The sequence below is a fragment of the Methylobacterium bullatum genome, assembly GCF_014845095.1.
GTDB classification, from domain to species: domain Bacteria; phylum Pseudomonadota; class Alphaproteobacteria; order Rhizobiales; family Beijerinckiaceae; genus Methylobacterium; species Methylobacterium bullatum.
Window position 1 is genome coordinate 1 of record NZ_NKUG01000145.1, and the last position, 9,015, is coordinate 9,015.

Sequence of the window (9,015 nt, forward strand, 5' to 3'; positions counted from 1 at the left end):
CTCGGTAACAAAGAATCGGACCCGGCACATTCGCAGCGCAAGGCGCACGGCGCGACGACAGAGGCTGTATGAAAGCGGTATGGCCGGTTGCATCATCGCGGTTGACCCCTCCCCCCCGGCCATGGTTTCACCGCGTCGATGACTGTCCTCCCCCTCCGACGCCGGTCACCGGCCTGGACGCTGGCGAATTGCCTGACCTACGGGCGGCTGGTCGCCGTCCCCGTGGTCGTGGCGCTGTTGTATTGGCCGGACGAGCATGCGGCGCGGTTCGCGGCGCTCGGCGTCTTCATCGCCGCGGCCATCACCGATTATCTCGACGGTTACGTCGCCCGGACCTACGATCAGAGCTCGGCCCTGGGGCGGATGCTCGATCCGATCGCCGACAAGCTCCTCGTCGCCGCCTGTCTGCTGATGCTGGTGGCCGACAAGACGATTCACGACTGGAGCCTGTGGGCGGCCATCGTCATCCTGTGCCGCGAGATCCTCGTGTCGGGCCTGCGCGAATATCTGGCGGAGTTGAAGGTCAGTCTTCCCGTGAGCCGCGTGGCCAAGTGGAAGACCACCCTTCAGCTCGTGGCGATCGGTTTCCTCGTGGCCGGCAGGGCGGGGGAAACGATCCTGCCCCATACCGTCTTTGCCGGAGTCGCCCTGCTCTGGGTCGCCGCGGCCCTCACGCTCTACACGGGCTACGACTATATGAGAGCCGGCATCCGGCACGTGATGGACGATCCGCGCTGACCCGCCGATGCCGCAGCCGGAAGGGCAGATGATGAAGCTCGTGTATTTCGCCTGGGTGCGCGAACGCATCGGCAAGGCCGAGGAGACCGTGGACCTGCCGGCCGGGACCGAGACGGTGGCCGACCTCGTCGGCTGGCTGTGCGGTCGGGGCGAGGAATACGCCTATGCCTTCGAGAATGCCGGTATCGTGCGGGCGGCGATCGATCGGGTCCACGCCAAGCCGGATGCCGCCATCGCGGGTGCCACCGAGATCGCGTTCTTCCCGCCGATGACGGGCGGCTGAGCGGCCGCTCGCCGGATCTCTCGCGAGGGCGCGCTTATCGATGACCACCGTGATTCGCGAGTTCCAGGACGGCGATGCCGAAGCGGTGGTGGCTCTCTGGCACGCTGCCGGGATCTCTCGGCCATGGAACGATCCGGCCAGGGACATCGCCTTCGCCAGGCGCGATCCGCATTCGACGATCCTGTTGATCGAGCGCGAGGCGGCCGTCGCCGCCACCGCCATGGTGGGCGAGGACGGGCACCGGGGCTGGGTCTACTACGTCGCCGTCGACCCGCTTCTTCGCGACCTCGGCCTGGGCAGGGCGATCATGGAGGCGGCCGAGCGGTGGCTGATCGCCCGCGGCGTCTGGAAGGTCCAGCTCCTCGTGCGCGAGGAGAATGGCGCGACCCGCCATTTCTACGAACATCTCGGCTACCGCGACACCCGGACGATCTGCCTCCAGAAAGTCATCGGCGAGAATGCGGGCTGAGCGGGTCGAGGCTCACAACGCCGCGCGGCTCGCTCACTTCCTGCCGAGAGCCGCGCTGAAGGCGGCGAGGTTGCTGCGCATCATCGCCGCGTAGCTGGCCGCAGGACCATCGGGACCCGACAGGGCGTCGGAATAGACCTTGCCGCCCACCGTGGCACCGCTCTCCCGCGAGATCTGCTGCATCAGGCGTGGGTCGGCCACGTTCTCCAGGAAGACCGCCGGGATCTTGTCGCGCCGGATCTGGCGGATGATGCGGGCCACATCCTTCGGGCTCGCCTCGCTGTCGGTGGAGACGCCCTGGGGCGCGATGAAGTCGAGCCCGTAGGCGGCGGTGAAATAGCCGAACGCATCGTGCGTGGTGATGATCTTGCGGTGCTCGGGGGGAATCGCCGCGATGGCCGCGCGGATATCGGATTCCAGGCCCGCGAGGGTGGCGAGATAGGCTTTCGCGTTCGCCGCGTAGTCGCCGGCGTGATCGGGATCGATCGTCGCCAGCCCGTCGCTGATATTGGCGATGTAGATCCGCACATTGGCGATACTCTGCCAGGCATGGGGATCGTCGTGATGGGCGTGTCCCGCATGCCCTCCGCCATGGTCGTCGTCACCTTCGATGGGCTTCACACCCTTGGTGGCGACGATGACGGGGGCCTTCGTCCCGGACGCCTTGATCAGCCTGTCGAGCCAGCCTTCCAGACCGAGGCCGTTGACCACGACCAGATTGGCGGCGGTGAGTTTGCGCGCATCCCCGGGGGCCGGGTTGTAGCCATGCGCGTCGGCATCGGGGCCGACCAGCGTCGACACTTCGACCCGGTCGCCGCCCACCTGCTTCACGAGATCACCGAGGATCGAGAATGTCGCCACCGCCTTCAGCGGTTCGGCGGCATCCGCCTTATTCCCGAACGGGGAGACGGCCAGCAGGAAGCCGAAACAGGCCGCTGCAGCCGATGTCACGATATGGCGCCTCGATTGCATTCGTCTCGCTCCTTGACCACACATCCGCCGGATGCCGATCCAGTGCCATCCGCTCCCCCACCCCAGGACGCGTCTGCCCGGCGACGAAGGCGATGCTCGCCGTGCGATGCGTCACACGACCGAAAAGCGGCGGGATGGTGCACTCGGCCGGCACCCGATGTACGGCTGCATTCTCTAGTGTAACAGTATCACATTGCCAAGGCGGAGAGCGTCGCTTGATCTTCCCCTCATCGCCCGGCAAACCCCCGTCTGAATGCCGGGCGCCTGCCCGCGCGCCAGACAACGGATGATCATGGGCCGTAGGCCGCTTCTCAGGGGTGACACCCTTCCCCTCATCGGCCGTGTCTGGCGCGACTGGCTGCGGCCCCACCGGGCGACCCTCGCCGTCGTCCTGGTGCTGATCGCCATCATCGGGGTCGCGACGGGGCTGTATCCCGCCCTGATCAAGGGCGCCTTCGACGCTTTCGACCACAAGGACCCTGCCGCCCTCACCTATGGGCCGATCATCGTCATCGCCATCACCTCGATCCGGGGCTTTGCCCTGTTCGGCCAGACGGTGCTCACCAACCGGGTGGTGACCCGCGTCGAGGCCGACATGCAGGCGGCACTCTATGGGCATCTCATCGATTCCGACCTCGCCCAGCTCGGGCGGGAGAGCCCGGCGGCCTTCACCCAGCGCTTCACCACGGATTTCGCCTTCATCAAGGAGGCACTGACGCGCATCTCCACGGTGCTCCTGCGCGATCTCGCCATGCTGATCGCCCTCGTCGTCGCGCTGCTGTGGATGGACCCGGTGCTCACCCTGGTGGCGGCGGTGGTCGTGCCCTTCGTCGCCGGCCCGATCGGCCGCATCGGTAAGAAGCTGAGGCGGGTCTCCACCACCACGCAGGAGCAGATGGGCCTCACGGCGAGCCTCATCACCGAGAGCCTGCAGGGCGCCCGCATCGCAAAGACCTACGCCCTCGAATCCTACCTGAAGGGCCGGGCTTCCGGCGCCTTCGACAATGTCCGCCGCCTCAAGATGAAGGCGGCCAATGCCCGCGGACGCCTCGATCCGCTGATGGAGATCGGCGGGGGGGTCGCGGTGGCGGCGGTGCTGGTTCTGGTGGGCCAGCGCGTCATGTCCGGCGACCGGACGGTGGGCGATTTCACCGGCTACGTCGCCGCCCTGCTCCTGGCCGCGCAGCCTGCCCGCGCCCTGGGCACCCTCAACGCCATCCTTCAGGAAGCCGGCGCGGCTCTGCAGCGTTACTTCGCGCTGATGGACGAGGCGCCGCGCATCCGCGAGAAGCCCGATGCCGTGCCGCTGGTCATCACCGGCGGAGAGATTCGGTTCGAAGGCGTCCGCTTCCGCTATCGCGAGGACGCGCCGGCCCTGGAGGGAATCGACCTCACCGCTCCCGCAGGCGCCACCGTCGCCCTGGTCGGGCGCTCGGGCTCCGGCAAGTCGTCCCTGCTCAACCTCGTTCCGCGTCTCTACGACGTGACCGGAGGCCGCGTGCTCATCGATGGCGCGGATCTGCGCGACGTGACGATCCCCTCCCTGCGCGCGGCCGTGGCGGTGGTCTCCCAGGAGGTGGTGCTGTTCGACGACACGGTCGCCGCCAATATCGGGTTCGGCCGTCCCGGTGCGACCCGCGCCGAGATCGAGGCCGCCGCGGAAGCCGCCGCCGCACACGGCTTCATCAGCCGGCTGAACGAGGGCTACGAGTTCCGCGTCGGCCCCTCCGGCGGACGCCTATCGGGAGGCGAGCGCCAGCGCATCTCCCTGGCCCGCGCCTTCCTCAAGGACGCGCCGATCCTGCTCCTCGACGAGGCCACGAGCGCCCTCGATTCCGAATCCGAGCGTTTGGTCCAGGGCGCGCTGCTGCGCCTGATGCAGGGGCGGACCACCCTCGTCATCGCGCACCGCCTCTCCACCGTGCGCGATGCCGGCTTGATCGTGGTCATGGAAGCCGGCCGCATCGTCGAGACCGGAACGCACGACGCCCTGATCGCCTCGCAGGGCGGCTATGCGCGCCTGCACCGGATGCAATTGTCCAACGATGCGGACGAACCGGCCTTCGCCCCCTGATCCGCATCCCGCGCGTTGAGGCCCTACGATTCCTCTGACGCGAGACGAGTGCCGGCATGGCAGGACAGGCTTTCGGACGGACGAAGGACGGTAGCCCCGTCTCGCGATACAGGCTCGCCCGGTCCCGCCTGCGTGTCGACATCCTCGATTACGGCGGCGTGATCGGCCGGATCGATACGCCCGACCGCGAGGGCAATTGGGCCAACGTCGTCCTGGGCGCCCGTGAGGTGGCGGGCTACGAGGCGAGCGACGCGCATTTCGGCGCCATCATCGGCCGCTACGCGAACCGCATCGCCGGGGGGCGCTTCAGCCTCGACGGACACCAATGCCAGTTGCCGCTCAATGCCAGCGGCAACACCATGCATGGCGGGGAGAACGGCTTCGACCGGCGCATCTGGCGGGTGATCCGGTCGGACGGTACCTCCCTGGTCCTCGGCTATCGCTCGGTCGACGGCGAAGAGGGCTTCCCCGGCACTCTCGATGTGGAAGTCGCTTACTCCCTCAGCGGCGACGAGACCCTGCGGATCGACTACACGGCCCGAACCGACCGGCCGACCATCGTCAACCTCACCAACCACAGCTACTTCAACCTCTCCGGCGAGGGCTCCGGCGACGTGATGCAACATCGGATCGCCATCGCGGCGGAGCATTACCTCCCCACCGATGCCGGACAGATTCCCACGGGCGAGATCAGGCCCGTGGCGGGCACCGCCTTCGATTTTCGCGAGCCCGAAGCCCTGGGCACCCGCATCCGCGACGCGGATCCGCAGCTCGCTCTGGCGCATGGCTACGACCACACCTTCGTCCTGCGCGACCCCGGCCGCCTGCGGCACGCGGCCTCCGCCCACGATCCGTCGAGCGGGAGACGGCTCGCCATCGCCACCACCCAGCCGGGCTTGCAACTCTACACCGCCAACATGCTCGACGGCACGGTGGTCGGGTCCGGCGGGCGGCTGTACCGCGCCGGCGACGCGGTCTGTTTCGAGGCGCAGGGGTTCCCCGACGCACCGAACCGGGCGAATTTTCCCTCGACGACGCTCCGCCCCGGTGAGGTCTTCACGGCGACGACGACCTATCGGTTCAGCGCAGACTGACACGCCGCTTGTCATCGCCCGAAGCGGCGGTCGCTTGACTCGGGTTCTTTTATGTCTGTAATTTCTGTCATGACAGAAATTACAGACACTCCCGAAAGGCTCCCCGTGGCGGTGGAGCGCTTCATCCTCCACTGGGGCGATCTCGGCGGGCAATGGGGCGTCAACCGCTCCGTCGCCCAGATTCACGCCCTGCTCTACCTGTCGGACAAGCCCCTGGCGGCGGAGGAGATCGCGGCGACGCTGGGCATCGCACGCTCCAACGTCTCGACATCGCTCAAGGAACTGTCCGGCTGGAACCTGATCCGGCGCGTCCCCGTGCTGGGCGAGCGCCGTGATCACTTCGTCGCCGAGACCGACCTGTGGGAGATGGTCACGCGCATCGCCGCCGGCCGCAAGGAGCGCGAGATCGATCCGGCGATCGCGGCCCTGCGCACCTGCGTGGCGCAGGCCGAGGGCGATCCGACCATCGGTGCCGTCGCCTCCCGCCGCCTCAAGGCGATGCTCGAATTCACCGAGACCATGGACCGCTGGCACAGCCAGATGCTGGGCGTTCCGCACGCGACCCTCGCCAAGCTGATCCGCCTCGGCAGCCGGATCGTGCGCTTCCTGCCCTCCAAGCCCGAACGCTGAACCGGGGAGCCGCGATCATGATCATGACGGCATTGAGGGGGCCTTCCGTGGGAGGCACGGCGCCTCCCATCGGCGAAAGCCCGGTAATCGCCCGTGCGCACGAGGCCGACCTCCGCGACCTGCGGTTCCGCAGCCTGATCGCGGACGAGGACTGGACCACGCTGTCGCCCGCGATCAGGCGGCGCTTCACCAAGCGGCTCCGTCCTGGCACCAGCGCCGTCTATGTCGGCCACGTGGTCGAGACCCGGATGAGCCGCCTCGGCTGGCTCCTGGCACAGGCCGCCCGCCTCATCGGCGGTCCGCTGCCGACCTCCAGGGGGGCCGGCCTCGCCAGCGTCGTCTCCGTCACCGAAGACCGGTCGGGAGGCGGGCAGGTCTGGACGCGGCTCTACGCCAGGCCCGGCGGATTTCCCCAGACGATCAACTCGGCGAAGCGCTTCGGCGGGCCGACCGGCCTCGAAGAGCATGTGGGCGGCGGCCTCGGCATGAGCCTCGATATCGCCGTCGTCGAGGGCCGGCTGGTTTTCTCCAGCCGGCGCTACTTCCTCCGGCTGTGGCGATGGCATCTGCCGCTACCCGGTTTCCTGACGCCGGGCAGCCTCACCGTGACCCACGGCGAGACCGGTGCGAACCGCTTCGCCTTCAGCCTCACGATCCGCCACCCCTGGTTCGGCACGCTGATCCGCCAGGAGGCGGAGTTCCGCGACGTCGTCGACGCCTGATCCATCACGCGGGAGACCCGACATCATGACCTCGACCCTGCTCTGGTCGCTGATCGCCGTGCAGATCGCCATGGGAGCGTTCGACACGCTCTACCACCACGAACTGACCGAGCGCCTCGCCTGGCGCCCGTCCCAGCGCGGGGAACTGCGCCTCCATGCCGTGCGCAACTGGCTCTATGCCTTGCTCTTCCTCACCCTCGGTTTCGCCGAGCCGAAGGGGCTGCTCGCCTGGGCCATCATGGGCGTTCTCATCGTCGAGGTCGTCATCACGCTGATGGATTTCGTGGAAGAGGATCTGAGTCGGCGCCTGCCGGCCACGGAGCGGGTGAACCACACGCTCCTGGCGCTGAATTACGGTGCGATCCTCGTCCTCATTCTGCCGGTGCTGCTCGGCTGGGCCGGCGAGGCCACGGGCATTGCCTGGGTCAGCCACGGCGCCTGGAGCGTTCTCGCCCTCGCGGCCTCGCTCTCCGTCGCGCTCTTCGGCCTGCGCGACTGGTTCGCCGCCGTGCGGTCCGAGCGCCTGGGCCTGCCCGCCCCGGCCGGGCTCGCGGACATGCTCGCTCCGGCGCGGACGATCCTGGTAACGGGCGCCACCGGCTTCGTCGGCCAGCGCCTCGTGGCGAGCCTCGTGGCGGCCGGCCACGAGGTGACGGTCCTGACCCGTGACGGGGCGAAAGCCGCGGCACTGCCCGCGCCGTTGCGGATCGTCACCTCCCTCGACCAAGTGCCGGACGACGCGAGGCTCGATGCCATCGTGAACCTCGCCGGCGAACCGATCGCCGACGGGCTGTGGACGCGTGCCAAGCGCCGCGCGATCCTCGCATCGCGCCTGAGGATGACTCGCGGGCTCGCCAAACTGGTGGCCCGTCTCGACCGGCCACCGACCGTCGTCGTCAGCGGCTCGGCCGTCGGATGGTACGGCCTGCGCGGAGATGAGAGCCTCACCGAATCGAGCCCGGCGGCTCCGGCCTTCACCCAAAGGGTGTGCGAGGCCTGGGAGCGGGAAGCGATGGCCATCGCGGCCCTCGGCCCACGGGTCGTCCTTCTACGCACCGGGCTGGTGCTCGGCATCGAGGGCGGCCTCCTGGCGCGGCTTCTCATGCCGTTCGAGTTCGGCCTCGGGGGACGGATCGGCTCCGGGCGGCAATGGATGTCGTGGATTTCCCGCGACGACCTCGTCCGCCTGATCTGCCACATGATCGCGACGCCGACCTTGCATGGGCCGGTGAACGGCACCGCGCCTGAGCCGGTCCGAAATGCAGATTTCGCCGCCTCCCTGGCGCGGCATCTCCACCGCCCGGCGATCGCCCCGCTTCCGGCGCGGCTCTTGCGCCGGCTGGGCGGCGACTTCGCCGAGGAGATGCTCCTGGGCGGGCAGAGGGTGCTGCCCGAGAAAGCGCTCGCCAGCGGGTTCGCCTTCCGGCATGCCCAGCTGGAATCGGCACTCGGATCCATTCTGGGCCGGAATGTCGTGCGGGAGGCGGAAGCCCGGTCCTCGCGGGCCGTCGTCCATGCGGGCGAATGACCGGCATCGGAACGCGGCGCGCGGCTCCCTTTCGTGATGGAGCGAACCCCTGATCACCGCCCTCGTCTATACCGGCGCCGCTTTGGCCGAGATCGCCGGGTGCTTCGCCTTCTGGGCCTGGCTGCGGCTCGGCCGGTCGGCCTGGTGGGCGCTGCCGGGCACGGTGTCCCTCGTCCTCTTCGCCGTGCTGCTCACCAGGGTGGAGAGCGACGCGGCGGGCCGGGCCTATGCCGCCTATGGCGGCGTCTACATCGCCGCCTCGATCCTCTGGCTCTGGCTCGCCGAGAGCCAGAGGCCGGATCGGTGGGATATGACCGGTGCCGCGATCTGCCTCGTCGGCACCGGGATCATCCTGTTCGCGCCGCGCACCTGACGGCACGCGTCACATCTCGTGCGGATCGGGCTCCACCAGGATCTCGCGTTTGCCGGCATGGTTCGCGGAGCCGACGATGCCCTCCACCTCCATGCGCTCCATGAGCGAGGCGGCGCGGTTGTAGCCGATCTG

Annotated in this window: 11 protein-coding genes; 9 read left to right on the forward strand and 2 right to left on the reverse strand. The window is 68.7% G+C overall.

Features of this window, described 5'->3' with window-relative positions; genetic code table 11:
- The first annotated feature begins 138 nt into the window (after window positions 1-138).
- Genes pgsA through MBTS_RS19195 form a run of 3 tightly spaced genes read left to right on the forward strand, consistent with a single transcriptional unit; the run spans window position 139 to window position 1,490 of the window.
- Window positions 139-738 (forward strand): CDP-diacylglycerol--glycerol-3-phosphate 3-phosphatidyltransferase, encoded by a 600-nt coding sequence (pgsA, locus tag MBTS_RS19185; RefSeq protein ID WP_018044663.1) that lies wholly within the window; start codon window positions 139-141, stop codon window positions 736-738.
- A gap of 31 nt (window positions 739-769) precedes the next feature.
- Entirely contained in the window at window positions 770-1,021 is a 252-nt protein-coding gene (moaD, locus tag MBTS_RS19190; RefSeq protein WP_056146529.1) for a molybdopterin converting factor subunit 1, read from the forward strand.
- Between the two features lie 40 nt (window positions 1,022-1,061).
- Complete coding sequence (locus tag MBTS_RS19195; protein ID WP_147830067.1) at window positions 1,062-1,490, forward strand: GNAT family acetyltransferase; 429 nt, start codon at window positions 1,062-1,064, stop codon at window positions 1,488-1,490.
- 33 nt (window positions 1,491-1,523) lie between these two features.
- Here MBTS_RS19195 and MBTS_RS19200 read toward each other — a convergent pair whose 3' ends face one another.
- Window positions 1,524-2,462, reverse strand: a complete 939-nt coding sequence (locus tag MBTS_RS19200; protein ID WP_147830065.1) for a metal ABC transporter substrate-binding protein — start codon at window positions 2,460-2,462, stop codon at window positions 1,524-1,526.
- A gap of 286 nt (window positions 2,463-2,748) precedes the next feature.
- Here MBTS_RS19200 and MBTS_RS19205 point away from each other — a divergent pair, with 286 nt between their 5' ends.
- From MBTS_RS19205 to MBTS_RS19230, 6 genes are all read left to right on the forward strand, one after another.
- Complete coding sequence (locus MBTS_RS19205) at window positions 2,749-4,536, forward strand: ABC transporter ATP-binding protein (protein ID WP_373321263.1); 1,788 nt, start codon at window positions 2,749-2,751, stop codon at window positions 4,534-4,536.
- 56 nt (window positions 4,537-4,592) lie between these two features.
- Window positions 4,593-5,630: an aldose epimerase family protein gene (locus MBTS_RS19210; RefSeq protein WP_147830064.1), complete on the forward strand. Its 1,038-nt coding sequence runs from the start codon at window positions 4,593-4,595 to the stop codon at window positions 5,628-5,630.
- 69 nt (window positions 5,631-5,699) lie between these two features.
- Window positions 5,700-6,260 carry a GbsR/MarR family transcriptional regulator gene (locus tag MBTS_RS19215; protein WP_192216257.1) on the forward strand — a complete coding sequence of 187 codons (561 nt, stop codon included), beginning with the start codon at window positions 5,700-5,702 and terminating at the stop codon, window positions 6,258-6,260.
- A gap of 23 nt (window positions 6,261-6,283) precedes the next feature.
- Window positions 6,284-6,982, forward strand: a complete 699-nt coding sequence (locus MBTS_RS19220; protein ID WP_210322875.1) for a DUF4166 domain-containing protein — start codon at window positions 6,284-6,286, stop codon at window positions 6,980-6,982.
- Window positions 6,983-7,007: 25 nt separating this feature from the next.
- A complete protein-coding gene (locus tag MBTS_RS19225; RefSeq protein WP_192216258.1) occupies window positions 7,008-8,510 on the forward strand; it encodes a TIGR01777 family oxidoreductase in 1,503 nt (500 codons plus the stop codon).
- Between the two features lie 49 nt (window positions 8,511-8,559).
- Complete coding sequence (locus MBTS_RS19230; RefSeq protein ID WP_192216260.1) at window positions 8,560-8,883, forward strand: YnfA family protein; 324 nt, start codon at window positions 8,560-8,562, stop codon at window positions 8,881-8,883.
- Window positions 8,884-8,892: 9 nt separating this feature from the next.
- Here the strand turns inward: MBTS_RS19230 and MBTS_RS24260 are convergent.
- On the reverse strand, window positions 8,893-9,015 hold a 123-nt coding region (locus MBTS_RS24260), incomplete at its 5' end, for a DNA translocase FtsK (RefSeq protein WP_192216259.1).

Coding starts and splice junctions, on each gene's coding strand:
- MBTS_RS19225 (WP_192216258.1), top strand. CDS start 7,008: ATGACCTCGACCCTGCTCTGGTCGCTGATCGCCGTGCAGATCGCCATG.
- MBTS_RS19200 (WP_147830065.1), bottom strand. CDS start 2,462: ATGCAATCGAGGCGCCATATCGTGACATCGGCTGCAGCGGCCTGTTTC.
- pgsA (WP_018044663.1), top strand. CDS start 139: ATGACTGTCCTCCCCCTCCGACGCCGGTCACCGGCCTGGACGCTGGCG.
- MBTS_RS19215 (WP_192216257.1), top strand. CDS start 5,700: ATGACAGAAATTACAGACACTCCCGAAAGGCTCCCCGTGGCGGTGGAG.
- MBTS_RS19195 (WP_147830067.1), top strand. CDS start 1,062: ATGACCACCGTGATTCGCGAGTTCCAGGACGGCGATGCCGAAGCGGTG.
- MBTS_RS19220 (WP_210322875.1), top strand. CDS start 6,284: ATGACGGCATTGAGGGGGCCTTCCGTGGGAGGCACGGCGCCTCCCATC.
- MBTS_RS19210 (WP_147830064.1), top strand. CDS start 4,593: ATGGCAGGACAGGCTTTCGGACGGACGAAGGACGGTAGCCCCGTCTCG.
- MBTS_RS19205 (WP_373321263.1), top strand. CDS start 2,749: ATGATCATGGGCCGTAGGCCGCTTCTCAGGGGTGACACCCTTCCCCTC.
- moaD (WP_056146529.1), top strand. CDS start 770: ATGAAGCTCGTGTATTTCGCCTGGGTGCGCGAACGCATCGGCAAGGCC.